Consider the following 16794-nt stretch of genomic DNA (forward strand, 5'->3'; position numbering starts at 1 on the left):
GGATTCTTAGTGAGTATTCGACCTCTTTTCGCTGCCCTGGCCGTTCTGGCTCTGGCGGGTTGTGCAGCCGATCCGGCGCCGAATGAACAAATACGCCTGACCGAACAGGCCCTCGAACAAGCCAAGGCCGTGGGTGCTACCGCCGACGAAGTGCCAGAGATGAAACTGGCTGAAGACAAGTTCAAGCGTGCCAAGGGCAACATGGCCGATCAGTCCTTCAAAAATGCGCGCATGCGGGCCGAGCAGGCCGAGCTGGACGCGCGTCTGGCCGAAGCCCGGGTTCTGACCCTCAAGAGCGAGGCGCAGTTGAACGTGCTCAATACCCGCATCACTCGCCTGCGCAAGCAACTGGGAGATGCCCAATGAGCCTGAAGACCAAAGCACTCGGCGGCTTGATCCTGGCTGGCTGCGCAAGCCTTTATGGCTGCGCCGGTCAACACAGCGAAGCCGTATTGCAGCAGGCCGGCACCGACTTCCAGAAGGTCAAGGAAGACTCCAACGTGCTGCGCATTGCGCCAAAAGACGTGATCCGTGCCGGTGAATCCCTGGCCCGCGCCGATCGTCTGTCCAGCTACTGGGGCAGCGGTTCGGACGTTGTGCATTACGCCTACCTGAGCCAGCGCTACAGCGAAATCGCCCGGGAACACACCAATCAAGTGCTCAACGAGGAGAGCGCGGCGAAGCTCGAACTCGAGCGTCAGCGCCTCCAATTGGCCCTGCGTGAGTCCAAGCTGCTCAGCGTGCAGCAACAGGGCAAGTGGCTCGAAGAACAAATTGTAGCGCTGGCGACCACCCAAACCGACCGTGGTCTGGTGATGACGCTGGGCGATGTGCTGTTCGATACCGGTGAAGCAGAGCTGAAAAGCTCGGCAAACCGCGTGGTGCTGAAGATCGTCCAGTTCTTGCAGCTCAATCCCAAACGCGTGGTGCGGATCGAGGGCTATACCGACAGCACTGGCGGTAAACAGGAAAACCTCAAGCTGTCCCGCGACCGCGCGCAATCGGTGGCGGATGTGCTGATGGACCTGGGCATCGACGACAAACGTATCAAAGTCGAAGGCTACGGCGATGAATACCCGGTGGACGTGAACGCTTCCGAGCGCGGGCGTGCACAGAACCGTCGGGTGGAAATTGTGTTCTCCGACGAAAAAGGCCAGCTCGGCGCCGCCCGCTAAGGGCTGCGTTACTGGAAAACCCGGCCTGTCAGCAGCGCCGGGTTTTTTTGTGCCTGCCGATCAGCGCAATAGTTTCCATAAAAACAGTACAGTTTTTACTGACAATGCACTGTACGGTCGACTAAGGTGACAACTGTCCCAGTACACTTCTAAACTGTTCCGGTATTGTTTCACACAAGAATAAAATGCCCGTGAAATCGAGTGCTGCGTCATGACCAATCTCTTGCTCTATCAACGAATTGCTCAGCAACTGGCCGAGGACATCCGCCGCGGTGTCTATCAACCCGGGGAGCGCGTGCCTTCGGTGCGCAAGATGAGCTCGCAGCTCAACGTCAGCCATGCAACGGTGTTGCAGGCCTACGCCAACCTCGAGGATCAGGGGCTGATCCGTGCCCGGCCGCAATCCGGTTACTACGTTCACCAGACGCCAGCGCTCACGGCGCCAACCCCGGACATTGCCCGGGTCGAGCGACCTGGCCTTGTCACCCGCAGCAGCATCATTCAGCAAGTTCTGGTTGAATCCCGCCGCGAAGGCGTCTTTCCGTTGGGCGCGGCTGTACCGAGCGTCGATTATCTACCGGTGAGGGCGTTGCATCAGCAATTGGCCAAAGTTACCCGTTTCCATAGCCCGCGGGCGTTCAGCTACATGTTCAGCCCCGGTTTCGAGCCGTTGCGGCGGCAAGTGGCGATCCGCATGCGCGATGCCGGCGTGGTGGTCGATCCATCGGAAGTGGTGATCACCCACGGCTGCGTCGATGCGTTGCAGATGTCTCTGCGCGTGTTGACCCGGCCGGGCGATCTGATCGCGGCCGAGTCGCCGACCTATTACGGTTTGCTGCAACTGGCCGACCTGCTGGGGCTGAAAGTCATCGAGATCCCCAGCGATCCCGCCACCGGTATGAGCCTCGAAGCCCTGCAACTGGCAGCCAACCAGTGGTCGATCAAGGCGCTGGTGCTGACCACGCGCCTGAGCAATCCCTTGGGCGGCACCATGCCCGAAGAGCGGCAGAAACAACTGCTGCGCCTGGCTTCGGATTTCGATATCCAGGTCGTCGAAGACGATATTTACGGCGAACTGATGTTCGAGCAGGGCCGCACCAAATCGCTCAAGGCCTATGACCGGCTGGATCGGGTGATCTATTGCTCCAGCTTCTCCAAGACCCTGTCGCCCGGTGTGCGCATCGGCTGGATGATTGCCGGTAAGTACCAGCAGGAAATCCAGCGCTTGCAGACCTTCAGCACCCATTCAGCCTGCAGCGTCACGCAAATGGGCATCGCGGCCTATCTGGAGAACGGCGGTTACGACCGGCATTTGCGCTACATCCGTCAGGAGTACCGCAAGAACCTCAGCGCTTTCCAACTGGCGGTGCAGCAGTACTTTCCGGAAGGTACGCAGATGACCCGGCCCACCGGCGGCTTCATTTTGTGGGTCAGCCTGCCTGGGCGGGTTAATACGCAGGAACTGCATGTGCGTGCGTTGCAGCAGGGCATCAGCATTGCGCCGGGGCTGATTTTCAGTAATACCGAGCAGTTCAATCACTGCATTCGCCTGAACTGTGGCATCCCCTGGAACCGCGAGGCCGAGCGTGCATTGATGACGTTGGGGTTGCTGGCTACGCAACTTTGTCAGGAGATGGCGAGCGGTTTTTGAGCGGCTGGGCAGTTCTGAACTGGCCGCTTGTCTTGTCGTCTCTAACAGGCGAGCATGTAGCCTTCTGCCGTTCACGCCGTTGGGTCCATGAAGCCGATTTTTCCTGCCGCCTGGTTGTTGATCTGCCTGTTAATGACCTGTCACCCGGAAGGCGTCATGGCGGCTTCCGTTCAGGAAAAACCGACAGCCAGCACCACCGCGAAAAAAACGGCACAGGTCAAAAAAAACGCGCCGGCCAAAAAGAAGGCTGCGGCGGTCAAAAAACGTTCCCCCATTGCTTCCAAGTCGAAACCGGCCAGTGAAGTGGTGAAAACCAAACTCCCTTCCGCAAGTCTCGACTTGAGCCTGCCCAAGGACATGGTCGAAGAACTGAAGCCGGTCGGCACGGTACAGTTGCCCCGACACGATGCGCTGTTGCCGCAAATGTTCGGTGACAAGAGCAGCCCGTTCCAGCTCAACGGTCGCCTGCTCAGCAATGAAATGCAGCTGCAGTTGCGCAATGAAGAGCGTCGGGAAGTTGAGGGCGCGGCACTGGATATCGAGTTCAAGCAGTAAATCCCCCCATTCGTGACCCGCGGACCAGACGCTTTGTCGGAGACTGGTCAGTCACGTTCGTTTGAGCGAAAAAACCCGGGCTCAGGTAATTTTAAACAGTCGTTTTAGACGTTACTCTGTGCCACGTCCCTTTAATACATTGCCCATCGCGAGGAGCTTGTCGTCATGAGATGCCGTGAAGGCTGTGGCGCCTGTTGCATTGCCCCTTCCATCAGTTCGCCGATTCCGGGAATGCCCAATGGCAAAGCCGCCGGAGAACGTTGCATACAGCTGTCTGCCGATAACCTGTGCAACATTTTCGGCAAGCCGGAACGTCCTGCGGTGTGTTCGGCATTTGAAGCCGATGTCGAGGTCTGCGGAAGCAGCAGCGACGAAGCGATCAAGTTGCTGGGCTGGTGGGAGCAAATGACGGCCGCGTGATGTGTTCAACGAACGGAACTTCAACAATAAGGAATAAGACTATGGGTTCGCTGCATCGTATGGCTGTGCTGTGTGGTTTGACGGTTTTGCTGGCCTCCACGGCCCAGGCCGAAGAATGGAAAACCGCCAAGGAAGAAGAGGGCATCAAGGTGTCCTTGAGTGAAGTGGCCGGTTCCCAATACAAGGCTTACCGTGGCGTGACCGTCATGAAGACCACCATGGCCAAACTGCGTGCATTGCAGGAAGACGTGCCGGGTGCCTGTGCATGGATTCACGAGTGCAAGACTCAGAAGTTGCTCAAACATGAAGGCAACCAGAGCTGGACCTACACCCAGTTCAATACCCCTTGGCCGGTCACTCCTCGCGACTCCGTATTGCATGTCACCACCGTTGAAAGCGCCGATGGCAGCGTGACCCGCGAGTTGGAAGGGCAGCCCAAGTACCTTCCGGAAGAAAAAGGTTTTGTACGGGTCGCCCAGGTCAAAGGTTTCTGGAAGCTCGTGCCTAAAGGCGATCAAGTCGAAGTGACTTATCAGGCCCATACCGAACCCGGCGGCAGCGTGCCATCGTGGTTGGCCAACAAGTTTGTGGTCGACGCGCCATTCAATACCCTCAAAGCCCTGAAAGAACGCGCCGAGAAATAACCACCCAACTCTTTGGATATGGTCTGTTCGACAAACACCCCGATGCATAACCTGTGGCGAGGGAGCTTGCTCCCGCTGGGCCGCGAAGTGGCCCCGCTTATCCCCAAAAAGAATGGGACTGCTTGGCAGTCCAACGGGAGCAAGCTCCCTCGCCACAGGTTCAGTATCACGACTTTATTTTGTTTCTGGATATGCGTTGAACGAAATTTTCACAAAGTCTCCAAGACAATTCACCCGCGCCCCAACCCGTTAGCCTCCGCAACTTTGCGCCACGTCTCTTGTCCCAGAACGCTACAAGCGACAGTCTGGCCTGCGGGTCAGTAATCAATGGTAATGCTGCGGTTGATCGTGCAACATTTGCGCACCGCGCAAGCCCCGGGGCCGAGGATGGCCAACAGAGGGCGAGGCAGCTGATGCCGGTCAGTTAAACGCAATTCATGTGGGAGCGGGCTTGCTCGCGAAAGCGGTGTGTCAGACGACATCAATGTTGACTGTGCCGCCACCTTTCGCGAGCAAGCCCGCTCCCACAGGTTAACCGACCGGCATCAGGCAAGGCGCCGCTGTATTTTTGAAACTTCAACTTCCAATGGGTCCTAAAACGACATGGCAAACCCGGACGCCCTGAGTCAGCAGCGAGCTTCTAGTCGCCTGCTGCAACCGACCGTCAAATCGCATCTGGCCTACACACTGTTGTGTGCCCTGGTCATGATGGTCATGTTCAGCCTGCTGCGCGTGGCGCTGCTGGTCTACAACAGCTCGATGATCCTCGACACACCGGCTTCGACCTTTCTGGAAGCGTTCGCCAACGGCCTGCGTTTCGACTTGCGTCTGGTGGTTTACCTCAGCATTCCGCTGCTGCTGGCATTGTTCAGCGCCCGGGCCATGGCCGCCCGCGGGTTCTTCCGGCTGTGGCTGACCGTTGCCTCGAGCATCGCGCTGTTCCTTGGCCTGATGGAGATGGACTTTTACCGCGAATTCCACCAGCGCCTCAACGGTCTGGTCTTCCAGTACGTGAAAGAAGACCCGAAAACCGTGATGAGCATGCTCTGGTACGGTTTTCCGGTGGTTCGTTACCTGTTGGCCTGGGCCCTAGGCACGTTGATTCTGACCCTCGCATTCAAGGGCGCCGACCGCGCCACGCGTCCTCGCGGGCCGTTCAGCGGTGGCAGCATCAGTACGCGGCAGGTCGCTCCATGGTATGCGCGGGGCGTGGTGTTCGTGGTCTGCCTGCTGGTCTGCGTGGTCGCCGCTCGTGGCACTCTGCGTCAAGGCCCGCCGCTGCGTTGGGGGGACGTTTACACCACCGACTCGAACTTCGCCAACCAGTTGGGCCTCAACGGCACGCTGTCGCTGATCGCGGCGGCCAAGAGCCGGATGTCCGAAGATCGCGACAACATCTGGAAAGCCACACTGCCACAGCCTCAAGCCCAGCAGACCGTGCGCGATTTGTTGCTGACTCCGAGCGACAAGCTGGTCGATCCCGAGACTGCCGCGGTGCGTCGCAACTACAGCCCCGACACCAACAAGACGCTGCCGATCAAGAACGTCGTGGTGATCCTGATGGAAAGCTTCGCCGGTCACTCGGTGGGCGCTCTGGGTCGTCCGGGTGAAATCACGCCGTACTTCGACAAACTGTCGAAAGAAGGCCTGTTGTTCGACCGTTTCTTCTCCAACGGCACCCATACCCACCAGGGTATGTTCGCCACTATGGCCTGCTTCCCGAACTTGCCGGGTTTCGAATACCTGATGCAGACGCCGGAAGGCAGCCACAAACTGTCCGGCCTGCCGCAGTTGCTCAGTGCCCGTGACTACGACGATGTATATGTCTACAACGGCGACTTCGCCTGGGACAACCAGTCGGGCTTCTTCAGCAACCAGGGCATGACCAATTTCATCGGGCGTAATGACTTCGTCAACCCGGTGTTCTCCGATCCGACCTGGGGCGTGTCCGACCAGGACATGTTCAACCGTGGCCTGGAAGAATTGAAGGCCCGCGATGGCAAGGACAAGAAGCCGTTCTATGCCTTGCTGCAAACGCTGTCCAACCACACTCCGTACGCTTTGCCGACGCCATTGCCAGTGAAGCCTGTGACCGATCGGGGCAGCCTCAACGAACACTTGACCGCTATGCGCTACTCCGACTGGGCGTTGGGTCAGTTCTTTGAACAGGCCCGCAAAGAGCCGTACTTCAAGGAAACCCTGTTCGTGGTCGTAGGCGACCACGGTTTTGGCAACGAACAGCAAATTACCGAAATGGACCTGGGTCGCTTCAACGTACCGATGCTGTTGATCGGGCCGGGCGTCCAGGAAAAATTCGGCCAGGTCGACCACACCGTCGGCACCCAGATCGATATCGTGCCGACCATCATGGGCCGTATCGGTGGCGATGTGGTTCATCAATGCTGGGGTCGCGACTTGCTGAACCTGCCTGAAGGCGACAAGGGCTTTGGCGTGATCAAGCCGTCGGGCAGCGATCAGACGGTCGCGTTGCTCACCGCGGATCGTGTGCTGGTACTGCCCAAAGAGATGCCGCCGAAGTTGTATCAATACGAACTGGGCGCCAACCCGAAAGGTGAAGTGATCCCGGCATCGGCTGACGAAGCGGCGCTCAAACAGAAGCTCGAGTCGTTCATTCAGACGGCCACTAAAAGCCTGATCGATAACACCGCTGGTGTGGTGGACGGCAAGCCGGACTAAGTTTTTCGCGCAATAGAAAAGAGGCCCTTCGCAGGGCCTCTTTTTTTGCCGGAAAATCTTTATATCTTGCCCAGTAGCAGCAGGATCAACAGCACCACCAACACTACGCCGATGATACCGGACGGGCCGTAACCCCAACTTCTGGAGTGCGGGAAGACCGGCAAGCCACCTATCAACAACAGGATAAGAATAACGATAAGAATTGTGCCCATGTCTGTTTCCTTGTTGGAAGCGTTGTGGATTGACCTAGGGTTTTAGCCATCAGCTGGACTTGTATTAATCCTAGCTGCTTACAAAATCCGACTCATGGATATGAAGAAAAATTCCAGGTTTTTTTAATGTATTTGGAAAGCACGTTTATTTCTTTTACGGCGTCTCAAAGTTGAAACAACCGGACCGCGCCGTGGTTCATTGCTGGCCATTCAGCAATCTGATGGAGCGTGGGTCGCGCATTATCCTTCGCTACACTCGGTGCATCTTCCCCGGAACAACAAGGCTGTTTGCTATGCAAAATCGCATGATGATCACTGGCGCGGGCTCAGGCCTGGGTCGCGAAATCGCGCTGCGCTGGGCGCGTGAAGGCTGGCAGCTGGCCTTGTCGGATGTCAGTGAACCTGGCCTGCAAGAAACCCTGAAACTGGTTCGCGAAGCCGGCGGTGACGGTTTCATCCAGCGTTGCGACGTGCGCGACTACAGCCAGCTGACGGCTTTCGCCCAGGCCTGTGAAGAGAAGTTTGGCGGCATCGATGTCATCGTCAACAACGCCGGCGTGGCTTCGGGCGGGTTCTTCAGTGAACTGTCGCTGGAAGACTGGGACTGGCAGATCGCGATCAACCTGATGGGCGTGGTCAAGGGCTGCAAGGCCTTCCTTCCGTTGCTTGCGAAAAGCAAAGGCAAGATCATCAACATCGCTTCGATGGCAGCGCTGATGCAAGGTCCGGCCATGAGCAACTACAACGTGGCCAAGGCGGGTGTGGTGGCTTTGTCCGAAAGTCTGTTGATCGAACTGGCCCACGAGGAAGTCAGCGTGCATGTGGTCTGCCCGTCGTTCTTCCAGACCAACTTGCTGGACTCTTTCCGCGGCCCGACCCCGGCCATGAAAGCCCAGGTCGGCAAATTACTGGAAAGCTCGCCGATCAGCGCTGCCGACATTGCCGATTACATTTATCAGCAGGTCGCCGCCGGCGAATTCTTGATCCTGCCTCACGAACAGGGCCGTATGGCCTGGGCGATCAAGCAAAAGGATCCCCAGTTGCTCTACAACGAAATGACCGTGATGGCCGACAAAATGCGCGCCAAGGCCAAACAATCCGCAGGCTGAACTTGCCCGTGCGCAATACCGTCGTTAGGGTGGCCGCAACTGGCCATTCTCGCGAGACATCTGCATGATCAATTACCTGTGGTTTTTCCTCGCCGCGCTGTTCGAAATCGCTGGCTGCTTCGCCTTCTGGATGTGGTTGCGCCAGGGTAGAAGCGCTTGGTGGATCATTCCGGCGTTGCTCAGCCTGATCTTGTTTGCGGTGCTGCTGACCCGGGTCGAAGCGAGCTACGCCGGCCGCGCCTATGCCGCCTACGGTGGCATCTACATCATTGCCTCGATCGGCTGGCTAGCGGTGGTCGAGCGGATTCGTCCGCTGGGCTCGGACTGGATTGGCGTGGCGCTGTGTGTGATCGGGGCGAGCGTCATCCTGTTTGGCCCGCGTTTTTCCGTTTCCTGAAGGATTGGTCCTTCATTCAACCGGTTTGTCGGATGCGTCCGTCAGGGCGATGCATTCTGCGCTGTAGGGAGAGACTGTTTTGCTGCTGTTGCATTGAAGACCCGCTACGCGCCGGGCATCTTCAAGGGCCGGTAACCCTGAAGGATGAATGCCATGCTTGTACTTAGTCGCGTTGTGGGCGAGTTGATTTCCATTGGTGACAACATCACCGTGCGGGTTCTCGCCGTCAACGGAAGCAGCGTGCGCTTCGGTGTTGAAGCGCCGCAGCAGGTCAACGTACATCGCGCCGAGGTCTATGAGCGCATCCAGATCAAACAGGCCAAAGCGAAAGCTCGTTAAGAACCTCAGTCGAACAGATGCTTGGGCACGTCGTGCTTGAGCATCAACTGGCATTGCTCGCTGTCCGGATCGAAGACGATCAGCGCCTGGCCCTTGGTCAATGCCTGACGAACACGCAAGACGCGGGTTTCCAGCGGTGTGTCATCGCCATTGTCCGTGCCGTCGCGGGTCACGAAATCCTCGATCAGACGGGTCAGCGTATCGACTTCAAGTTGGTCGTGGGGGATCAGCATAAGGCACCTCGGCTAAACAATGGCGCGATGCTACGGCGAATGGGCGGTGGCGGCTAGCCTGGGGCTCATGTGGTGCCAGATCTACCGCCATCGCGAGCAGGCTCGCTCCCACAGTTAACGGTGTACTCCTGTGGGAGCGAGCCTGCTCGCGATGGCGATATTCCATGCGCTACCTATCCCGAATTTGATTCAGCTTTCTGTGCGCTGCCCAATCAAACTATCGACCGACGGCACCCGCGTATCGCTTTCCATCTGCGTCTCGTGTTCGATCTGGTGACTGAACCGGTCCAGTGATCCCTTGGCCGGTTGTGCATCGCTGGCGAACACCGGCGGGCTGAGGATGTAGGCGCCGAGCAGGCGGCTGAGGGCGGCGAGGCTGTCGATGTGGGTGCGTTCGTAGCCGTGGGTGGCGTCGCAACCGAAGGCCAGCAGGGCGGTGCGAATGTCGTGGCCGGCAGTGACGGCTGAGTGAGCATCGCTGAAGTAATAGCGGAACAGGTCACGGCGCGCCGGCAGTTCATTGTCACTGGCAAGCCGCAGCAAGTGGCGCGACAGGTGATAGTCATAAGGCCCACCGGAATCCTGCATGGCCACGCTTACTGCGTGTTCGCTGGAGTGCTGGCCGGGCGCGACCGGCGCGATGTCGATACCGACGAATTCGCTGACATCCCAGGGCAGGGCCGCCGCCGCACCGCTGCCGGTTTCTTCGGTGATGGTGAACAGCGGATGGCAGTCGATCATCAACTCTTCGCCGCTGTCGACAATCGCTTTCAGCGCCGCCAGCAGTGCGGCAACGCCGGCCTTGTCATCGAGGTGACGGGCACTGATGTGGCCGCTTTCGGTGAACTCCGGCAACGGGTCGAAGGCGACGAAATCACCGATGCTGATCCCCAGCGAATCGCAATCGGCGCGGGTGGCGCAGTAGGCGTCCAGGCGCAACTCGATGTGATCCCAACTGATCGGCATTTCATCCACGGCAGTATTGAACGCGTGCCCGGAAGCCATCAGCGGCAACACGCTGCCGCGAATCACGCCGTTGTCGGTGAACAAACTGACGCGGCTGCCTTCGGCAAAACGGCTGGACCAGCAACCGACTGGCGCCAGGGTCAGGCGACCGTTGTCCTTGATCGCGCGAACCGCCGCGCCAATGGTGTCCAGGTGAGCGGAGACGGCGCGGTCCGGGCTGTTCTTCTTGCCCTTGAGGGTGGCGCGGATGGTGCCGCGACGAGTCATCTCAAAGGGAATGCCCAGCTCTTCGAGACGTTCGGCGACGTAACGCACGATGGTGTCGGTGAACCCGGTGGGGCTGGGAATGGCGAGCATTTCCAGCAGGACTTTTTGCAGGTAATTGAGATCCGGTTCGGGAATTTTGCTGGTCATGGAAACTCCTGATGGGTTGAGAGCTGATCGTTCCCACGCTCTGCGTGGGAATGCAGCCAGGGACGCTCTGCGTCCCAAGCGGACGCGGAGCGTCCGAGGAGTCATTCCCATGCGGAGCGTGGGAACGATCATCACATCAATGTCAAACCGCCGGCTGACTATGCGGAAACAACAAATCCACAAACCGCTCGGCCGTCGGCTGCGGTTCGTGGTTGGCCAGCCCGGCGCGTTCATTGGCTTCGATAAACACATACTCCGGCTGATCAGCGGCCGGCACCATCAGGTCGAGCCCGACCATCGGAATATCCAGCGCCCGCGCCGCGCACACTGCCGCATCCACCAAGGTCGGATGCAGAATCGCCGTGACGTCTTCAAGAATGCCGCCGGTATGAAGATTCGCCGTGCGCCGTACGAACAGATGCTCGCCGGCCGGCAGAATGCTGTTGTAGTCATAACCCGCAGCCTGCAACGTGCGCTGGGTCTCATGGTCCTGCGGGATTTTGCTTTCACCGCTGGTCGCCGCCTGACGGCGACGGCTCTGGGCCTCGATCAGCGCACCGATGGAATGCTGACCATCGCCCACCACTTCCGCCGGCCGGCGAATGGCGGCCGCGACCACCTCAAAACCGATCACCAGAATCCGCAAGTCGAGGCCTTCGTGAAAACTTTCCAGCAGTACTCGACTATCGAATTTACGAGCGCTTTCGATGGCTTGCTGGACCTCTTCGATGGTGCGTAAATCCACCGCCACACCTTGGCCCTGTTCACCGTCCAGCGGTTTGACCACCACCCGTTCGTGCTCGTCGAGAAACGCCAGATTGTCGTCCGCGCTCCCCGCCAGTTGTTGGGCGGGCAGTTTAAGACCGGCGTTTCTCAGCACCTTGTGGGTCAGGCTTTTGTCCTGGCACAACGTCATGCTGATGGCGCTGGTCAGATCGCTCAGGGATTCGCGGCAACGTACCCGACGACTGCCGTGAATCAAGGTGAACAGACCGGCTTGTGCGTCATCCACCTGCACATCAATGCCGCGGCGATGCGCCTCCTCGACGATGATTCGCGCATACGGATTGAACTCGGCTTCGGGGCCGGGGCCGAGAAACAAAGGCTGGTTGATGCCGTTTTTGCGCTTGATGGCAAAGGTCGACAAGTTGCGAAAACCGAGCTTGGCGTAAAGGCTTTTCGCCTGACGGTTGTTGTGCAACACGGACAGGTCCAGGTAACTCAGACCGCGGCTCATGAAGTGTTCGATCAAGTGCCGCACCAGCACTCCACCGACGCCTGGGCGGGAACATTGCGGATCGACCGCCAGACACCACAGGCTGCTGCCGTTTTCCGGGTCGTTGAATGCCTTGTGATGATTCAGGCCCATGACGCTGCCGATGATCGCGCCGCTGTCCTCATCTTCGGCCAGCCAATAAACCGGGCCGCCCTGGTGGTGAGGCGTCAGCAAACTCGCATCAATCGGCAGCATGCCGCGCGCCTGATACAGCTGATTGACGGCCTGCCAGTCCGCCTCGCTTTGCGCCCGACGGATGCGGAAGCCGCGAAACACCCGGGTGGCCTGACGGTAATCGCTGAACCACAGGCGCAAGGTGTCGGACGGGTCGAGAAACAGCTGCGCCGGCTCCAGCCCCAGCACTTGCTGGGGCGCGGCAACGTACAAGGCGATGTCCCGCTCGCCGGGCTGCTCATTGAGCAGCTCTAGGGCAAGGCTCGCGGCATCGGGAAAGGTATGGCCGATCAGCAACCGGCCCCAGCCGCAATGCACCGCGATTGGCGCGGCGCCCAATTCACTGCCGTCTTCGGCCAGGCGCGCCTGCAAGCGTTCGTAAGAGGGCGCCTGACCGCGCAACAAGCGTTGGCTATAAGCCGTAGCGTGAGGTTTCATCGATCAGATTCCTTGTTCACTGAGCCACAGGTTCAGGGCTGCCAATTGCCACAGCTTGGAGCCGCGCAACGGGGTCAGTTGACCTTGCGGATCGGTCAGCAGGCGGTCGAGCATGGCGGGGTTGAACAGGCCACGATCCTGACTCGGATCGAGCAGCAGTTCACGCACCCAGTTCAGCGTATCGCCCTGCAAATGCTTGAGGCCTGGGACCGGGAAGTAACCCTTTTTGCGGTCGATCACATCACTCGGAATGACCAGTCGCGCTGCTTCTTTCAAGACTTGTTTGCCGCCGTCCGGCAGTTTGAATTTCCCCGGCACCCGTGCCGACAATTCCACCAGGCGATAGTCGAGAAATGGCGTACGCGCTTCCAGGCCCCAGGCCATGGTCATGTTGTCGACCCGTTTGACCGGGTCATCCACCAGCATCACGGTACTGTCCAGACGCAGGGCTTTGTCCACGGCTGCATCGGCACCGGGCTGAGCGAAATGTTCTTTCACGAAGTCGCCGGCCGCGTCGTTGGCCGTCAGCCATTTCGGCTGCACCGTGGCGGCGTAGTCGGCGTAGCTGCGGTCGAAAAACGCATCGCGATACGCCGCGTACGGATCACTCGCACCGTCCACCTGTGGATACCAGTGATACCCGGCGAACAACTCGTCCGCGCCTTGGCCGCTTTGCACCACCTTGCAGTGCTTGGCTACTTCGCGCGACAGCAGATAGAACGCGATGCAGTCATGGCTGACCATCGGCTCGCTCATGGCGCGGAACGCCGCGGGCAGTTGCTCGATGATCTCTTTTTCGTCGATGCGCAGTTGGTGATGTTGTGTGCCGTAGTGCTTGGCGATCAGGTCCGAATACTGGAACTCGTCACCGCGTTCGCCACCGGCATCCTGGAAACCGATGGAAAAGGTCGACAAGTCTTCGACCCCGACTTCGCGCAACAGGCCCACCAACAGACTCGAGTCGACACCACCGGAAAGCAGCACGCCGACATCCACCGCCGCCCGTTGACGGATCGCTACCGCATCACGGGTGCTGTCGAGCACGCGATCGCGCCAGTCTTCGAGGGTCAGGTTCAGTTCGTCGGCGTGGGGGCCGTAGGGCAGGGTCCACCAGGTTTTCTGCTCGGTGGTGCCGTCCGCTTCAATGCGCATCCAGCTCGCTGGGGGCAGCTTTTCGATGCCCGCGAGCAAGGTGCGCGGGGCCGGGACCACGGCGTGGAAATTCAGATAATGATTGAGCGCGACTGGATCGAGAATCGGGTTGATGTCGCCGCCCTTGAGCAACGCTGGCAGGGCCGAGGCAAAGCGCAGGCGTTGACCGGTGCGCGACAGGTACAAGGGTTTTACGCCGAGACGGTCGCGGGCAATGAACAGACGCTTGGCGTCGCGCTCCCAAATGGCGAAGGCGAACATGCCGTTGAGTTTGGGCAACAAGGCTTCGCCCCAGGCGTGATAACCCTTGAGCAGCACTTCGGTGTCGCCGCCGGAATAGAAGGCATAACCGAGGCTTTCCAGCTCGGTGCGCAGTTCCGGGAAGTTGTAGATCGCGCCGTTGAAGGCCAGGGACAGGCCCAGTTGGTTGTCGATCATCGGCTGCGCCGAGCCGTCCGACAGGTCCATGATTTTCAGGCGCCGATGGCCCAGGGCAATCGGCCCCTGGCTGTGGAAGCCCCATGCATCAGGGCCACGAGGGGCCAGGTGATGGGTGATTCGTTCTATGGCTGCGAGGTCCGCAGGTTGATGGTCGAAACGTAATTCTCCAGCTAATCCGCACATAAGTCCTTACCGGTTTTTCCGTTGGGGAGGGTCAATCGATACGCGCCAAAAACGGCGGGTACTCGGAAACTGACCCATGTGAATCCCTGGAGTTTTAGACCGATAAGTTATAAGGCTGCGTGTCAGGCTTTTCCGCGGATCAATTGGCGCAAGGCAAAGCGGTTGGGATGGCAGGCCTCGGCGACTGTTTTTGGCAGCGGCAACGGCTCGTTTTCAAGCCATGCCGCCAACAGCTCGCCAGACAACGGCGCGGTGATCAAACCGCGAGAACCGTGACCGCTGTTGACGTAAAAACCATCGAGCCATGGGCAGGGAACATCGGGCGCTTGCCGGGCATCTTTGCTCAGCGCGGCATAGGCCTCGGCGAAGGCGACTTGTTCAGCCAACGGTCCGACGATCGGCAGGTAATCCGGGCTGGTACAGCGGAATGCCGCGCGTCCTTCCAGTTGCTGCGGGTCCAGGTCTGGAACATGCAGACGGGCGACCAGATCAGCGGAGATTTCCTCGAGCAACGCCAGGTTGCCGAGGTGTTCGGCGACGGTCGGGGTTAGCTCATCACTTTTGAAATCGAAGCTGGCGCCGAGGGTGTGTTCGCCCAGGCGTGCGGGCGCCACATAGCCTTCTGCGCAGACGACGGTCGCCAGGCTCTGGCTTTCAGGGGTTTGCGCCAGTCGGGTGATCTGGCCGCGAATGCGTTTGAGGGGCAGATCGGTGCTGTGTGGAAAACGCTTGATCTCGGCGGCACCGGCCAGAATCACCACGGGCGCGCTGGCCAGCAATGCATCTGCGTCCCAGGCCTGCCACTGATCATCGACCTTGCGCAGTTCCAGCACCTCGCGATGGGGCAGCCACTGGATGTTCGTTGAGGACGCTTGCCACTGGCACAACGCGGGCGGATGAACCCAGCCGCCTTCAGGGTAGAACAAGCCGCCGTGCGCCAATTCGATGCCGGCTCGGGTCTGGGCCTGGGATTGATCGAGCAGGTGCACCAGGCTCGGTGAAAAGGCCGCGGCCAATTGCGCCTGACGCTCGGCTTCCTTGGCATTGAAGGCCAGTTGCAAGACCCCGCAATCGTCCCAGTCGACACCACGTTGCAGCTGTTCCAGCAGGCGTCGGGTGTAGCCAAAACCGCTGACGATCAATTGCGACAACGCCGTGCCATGGGCCGAAAGCTTGAGGTACAGCACCCCTTGAGGATTGCCCGAGGCTTCCTGCGCCAGTGCTTCGTGGCGATCCAGCAGGCTCACTTGCCAACCCCGAGCGGCCAGGCTGGCAGCACTCGCGCAACCGGCCAGCCCGGCGCCGATCACCAGGGCGCGGCGTTCGCCGGTCAGCGGTTGTGGGCGAGCGAACCAGGGTTTTGTCGCGGCTGGTTTAGTGGCCTCTTCAGGCCAACCGAGGAAGGTGCCCCGCAAAATTTCCCATTTATGGCCGATGCCAGGCGTGCGTTTCATCTTGAAACCCGCCGCGTTCAACAAACGGCGTACCCAGCCGGTGCTGGTGAAGGTGCTGATGGTCGAGCCGGGTGCCGCGAGGCGAGCCAGTTCGGCAAACAATTCGGCGGTCCACATGTCAGGGTTTTTCGCCGGGGCGAAACCGTCGAGAAACCAGGCGTCGATCTGCGCATCCAGTTGCGGCAACTGCTCAAGTGCATCGCCGACCAGCAAGGTCAGGGTGATGCGGCCGTTGTCCAGCAGCAGGCGCTGAAAGCCCTGATGGATCGCCACGTATTGCGCCAGCAATTGATCGGCAAACGGCTTGAGCTCCGGCCATAAGGCCAAGGCTCGTTGCAGATCGGGCGCGCTCAGCGGGTACTTTTCGACACTGACAAAATGCAGCCGCGCACCGGCCACCGCGTGCTGTTCGAACAACTGCCAGGCACAGAGAAAATTCAGCCCGGTACCGAACCCGGTTTCACCAATCACCAGTCGACCACTTGCCGGCAATGCGGCGAAGCGGTCGCGCAAATCGTTTTGCTCCAGAAACACGTAACGGGTTTCTTCAAGGCCCGACAGGTCGGAAAAATACACATCATCGAACACCCGCGAACGCGGGCGACCTTGGTCGTCCCAGTCGAGCTGGGCGTGGGGCAATACAGGTTTCATGGCAGGCTCGGTAACGGCAAGGTGGCCATTCTAGCCGATCGCTGCTGCGGTGCTTGATCCATGGCAAGGCATAAGGGCGATGGGGCAGAGAAAATTTACCGGTAATTAGACGCAGAACCTGTGGGAGCGTGCTTGCCCGCGAAGAACGATGACGCGTAATACCTGAAAAACCGTGGTGCATTCTTCGCGGGCAAGCCACGCTCCCACAGGATT

The 16794-nt window shown here is 59.4% G+C and carries 16 protein-coding genes; 10 read left to right on the top strand and 6 right to left on the bottom strand.

The window, feature by feature from the left end; translation table 11 throughout:
* Positions 1 to 9: 9 nt before the first annotated feature.
* From AB4O41_RS24795 to AB4O41_RS24825, 7 genes are all read left to right on the top strand, one after another.
* The gene (locus AB4O41_RS24795; RefSeq protein ID WP_123357775.1) at positions 10 to 366 is read left to right on the top strand and encodes a DUF4398 domain-containing protein; all 357 of its coding nucleotides are present in this window, start codon (positions 10 to 12) and stop codon (positions 364 to 366) included.
* On the top strand, positions 363 to 1175 hold the full coding sequence (locus tag AB4O41_RS24800; protein WP_460145047.1) for an OmpA family protein: 813 nt from the start codon (positions 363 to 365) through the stop codon (positions 1173 to 1175). Before AB4O41_RS24795 ends, AB4O41_RS24800 begins: the two co-directional genes overlap by 4 nt.
* A gap of 211 nt (positions 1176 to 1386) precedes the next feature.
* Entirely contained in the window at positions 1387 to 2826 is a 1440-nt protein-coding gene (locus tag AB4O41_RS24805) for an aminotransferase-like domain-containing protein (protein ID WP_460145049.1), read from the top strand.
* Positions 2827 to 2913: 87 nt separating this feature from the next.
* Entirely contained in the window at positions 2914 to 3381 is a 468-nt protein-coding gene (locus AB4O41_RS24810) for a translation initiation factor 2 (protein ID WP_460145050.1), read from the top strand.
* 165 nt (positions 3382 to 3546) lie between these two features.
* Complete coding sequence (locus AB4O41_RS24815) at positions 3547 to 3801, top strand: YkgJ family cysteine cluster protein (protein ID WP_367372517.1); 255 nt, start codon at positions 3547 to 3549, stop codon at positions 3799 to 3801.
* A 41-nt stretch (positions 3802 to 3842) separates the two neighbouring features.
* Positions 3843 to 4445: an START domain-containing protein gene (locus AB4O41_RS24820; protein ID WP_460145051.1), complete on the top strand. Its 603-nt coding sequence runs from the start codon at positions 3843 to 3845 to the stop codon at positions 4443 to 4445.
* Between the two features lie 603 nt (positions 4446 to 5048).
* Complete coding sequence (locus AB4O41_RS24825) at positions 5049 to 7142, top strand: LTA synthase family protein (RefSeq protein WP_460145052.1); 2094 nt, start codon at positions 5049 to 5051, stop codon at positions 7140 to 7142.
* Positions 7143 to 7201: 59 nt separating this feature from the next.
* On the opposite strand, the gene AB4O41_RS24830 is transcribed toward AB4O41_RS24825, so the two are convergent.
* A complete protein-coding gene (locus tag AB4O41_RS24830; RefSeq protein ID WP_008012020.1) occupies positions 7202 to 7354 on the bottom strand; it encodes a DUF3309 family protein in 153 nt (50 codons plus the stop codon).
* Between the two features lie 293 nt (positions 7355 to 7647).
* On the opposite strand from AB4O41_RS24830, the gene AB4O41_RS24835 reads away from it, so the two are divergent.
* The 3 genes from AB4O41_RS24835 to csrA all read left to right on the top strand — a co-directional run bounded on the left by AB4O41_RS24835 (position 7648) and on the right by csrA (position 9199).
* Complete coding sequence (locus AB4O41_RS24835; protein ID WP_367372514.1) at positions 7648 to 8463, top strand: SDR family oxidoreductase; 816 nt, start codon at positions 7648 to 7650, stop codon at positions 8461 to 8463.
* A gap of 64 nt (positions 8464 to 8527) precedes the next feature.
* Positions 8528 to 8860 carry a YnfA family protein gene (locus AB4O41_RS24840; protein WP_460145054.1) on the top strand — a complete coding sequence of 111 codons (333 nt, stop codon included), beginning with the start codon at positions 8528 to 8530 and terminating at the stop codon, positions 8858 to 8860.
* Between the two features lie 153 nt (positions 8861 to 9013).
* Entirely contained in the window at positions 9014 to 9199 is a 186-nt protein-coding gene (gene csrA / locus AB4O41_RS24845; protein WP_030132007.1) for a carbon storage regulator CsrA, read from the top strand.
* A 5-nt stretch (positions 9200 to 9204) separates the two neighbouring features.
* Here csrA and AB4O41_RS24850 read toward each other — a convergent pair whose 3' ends face one another.
* The 5 genes from AB4O41_RS24850 to mnmC form a co-directional block, all read right to left on the bottom strand.
* On the bottom strand, positions 9205 to 9432 hold the full coding sequence (locus AB4O41_RS24850; protein ID WP_025212539.1) for a YheU family protein: 228 nt from the start codon (positions 9430 to 9432) through the stop codon (positions 9205 to 9207).
* 189 nt (positions 9433 to 9621) lie between these two features.
* The gene (locus AB4O41_RS24855) at positions 9622 to 10812 is read right to left on the bottom strand and encodes an osmoprotectant NAGGN system M42 family peptidase (protein ID WP_460145056.1); all 1191 of its coding nucleotides are present in this window, start codon (positions 10810 to 10812) and stop codon (positions 9622 to 9624) included.
* Between the two features lie 142 nt (positions 10813 to 10954).
* Positions 10955 to 12700, bottom strand: coding sequence for an N-acetylglutaminylglutamine synthetase (ngg, locus tag AB4O41_RS24860; protein WP_460145057.1), 1746 nt, complete (start codon positions 12698 to 12700; stop codon positions 10955 to 10957).
* A gap of 3 nt (positions 12701 to 12703) precedes the next feature.
* Positions 12704 to 14476 (bottom strand): N-acetylglutaminylglutamine amidotransferase, encoded by a 1773-nt coding sequence (locus AB4O41_RS24865; protein WP_460145058.1) that lies wholly within the window; start codon positions 14474 to 14476, stop codon positions 12704 to 12706.
* Positions 14477 to 14598: 122 nt separating this feature from the next.
* Positions 14599 to 16581, bottom strand: coding sequence for a bifunctional tRNA (5-methylaminomethyl-2-thiouridine)(34)-methyltransferase MnmD/FAD-dependent 5-carboxymethylaminomethyl-2-thiouridine(34) oxidoreductase MnmC (gene mnmC / locus AB4O41_RS24870; RefSeq protein WP_460145059.1), 1983 nt, complete (start codon positions 16579 to 16581; stop codon positions 14599 to 14601).
* Positions 16582 to 16794 lie beyond the last annotated feature (213 nt).

It is taken from the genome of Pseudomonas sp. S2_A02, assembly GCF_054668495.1.

Excerpts from the sequence above, each read along its gene's own strand:
- AB4O41_RS24800 (WP_460145047.1), top strand. The coding sequence starts at position 363 with ATGAGCCTGAAGACCAAAGCACTCGGCGGCTTGATCCTGGCTGGCTGC.
- AB4O41_RS24805 (WP_460145049.1), top strand. The coding sequence starts at position 1,387 with ATGACCAATCTCTTGCTCTATCAACGAATTGCTCAGCAACTGGCCGAG.
- AB4O41_RS24810 (WP_460145050.1), top strand. The coding sequence starts at position 2,914 with ATGAAGCCGATTTTTCCTGCCGCCTGGTTGTTGATCTGCCTGTTAATG.
- AB4O41_RS24815 (WP_367372517.1), top strand. The coding sequence starts at position 3,547 with ATGAGATGCCGTGAAGGCTGTGGCGCCTGTTGCATTGCCCCTTCCATC.
- AB4O41_RS24820 (WP_460145051.1), top strand. The coding sequence starts at position 3,843 with ATGGGTTCGCTGCATCGTATGGCTGTGCTGTGTGGTTTGACGGTTTTG.
- AB4O41_RS24825 (WP_460145052.1), top strand. The coding sequence starts at position 5,049 with ATGGCAAACCCGGACGCCCTGAGTCAGCAGCGAGCTTCTAGTCGCCTG.
- AB4O41_RS24830 (WP_008012020.1), bottom strand. The coding sequence starts at position 7,354 with ATGGGCACAATTCTTATCGTTATTCTTATCCTGTTGTTGATAGGTGGC.
- AB4O41_RS24835 (WP_367372514.1), top strand. The coding sequence starts at position 7,648 with ATGCAAAATCGCATGATGATCACTGGCGCGGGCTCAGGCCTGGGTCGC.
- AB4O41_RS24840 (WP_460145054.1), top strand. The coding sequence starts at position 8,528 with ATGATCAATTACCTGTGGTTTTTCCTCGCCGCGCTGTTCGAAATCGCT.
- csrA (WP_030132007.1), top strand. The coding sequence starts at position 9,014 with ATGCTTGTACTTAGTCGCGTTGTGGGCGAGTTGATTTCCATTGGTGAC.
- AB4O41_RS24850 (WP_025212539.1), bottom strand. The coding sequence starts at position 9,432 with ATGCTGATCCCCCACGACCAACTTGAAGTCGATACGCTGACCCGTCTG.
- AB4O41_RS24855 (WP_460145056.1), bottom strand. The coding sequence starts at position 10,812 with ATGACCAGCAAAATTCCCGAACCGGATCTCAATTACCTGCAAAAAGTC.
- ngg (WP_460145057.1), bottom strand. The coding sequence starts at position 12,700 with ATGAAACCTCACGCTACGGCTTATAGCCAACGCTTGTTGCGCGGTCAG.
- AB4O41_RS24865 (WP_460145058.1), bottom strand. The coding sequence starts at position 14,476 with ATGTGCGGATTAGCTGGAGAATTACGTTTCGACCATCAACCTGCGGAC.
- mnmC (WP_460145059.1), bottom strand. The coding sequence starts at position 16,581 with ATGAAACCTGTATTGCCCCACGCCCAGCTCGACTGGGACGACCAAGGT.